Here is a 263-nt window from a genome sequence, read left to right as displayed (position 1 = left end):
CGTCCTCGTCGTCCCCGCGTGAGGAGAGCTGACCGATGGCCCACAGCGTTACGGACCCGCGGGACGCGGGCAGAGCGACCACCGTCCCGGGAACACCCGTCCCGCACCCGCTCGACCCGCTCATGGCCGAAGAGGTCACCGCTGCCCGCGTGGTCCTGAGCGACTTGGAGAAGGCGGCGAGCGTGCCGTCCTCGTCGTCCCCGCGTGAGGAGAGCTGACCGATGGCCCACAGCGTTACGGACCCGCGGGACGCGGGCAGAGCG

General features: G+C 72.2%; 1 protein-coding gene. It reads left to right on the top strand.

Translation table 11 applies throughout. From position 1 onward, the window contains the following. Positions 1-35 precede the first annotated feature (35 nt). The gene (locus ADK86_RS41015; RefSeq protein WP_078952116.1) at positions 36-218 is read left to right on the top strand and encodes a hypothetical protein; all 183 of its coding nucleotides are present in this window, start codon (positions 36-38) and stop codon (positions 216-218) included. Positions 219-263 lie beyond the last annotated feature (45 nt).

The sequence above is a fragment of the Streptomyces sp. NRRL F-5755 genome, from assembly GCF_001279365.1.
Lineage (GTDB): Bacteria > Actinomycetota > Actinomycetes > Streptomycetales > Streptomycetaceae > Streptomyces > Streptomyces rimosus.
Note: the sequence above shows the minus strand (reverse complement) of the source record. Positions and strands in the feature narration are given on the sequence as shown.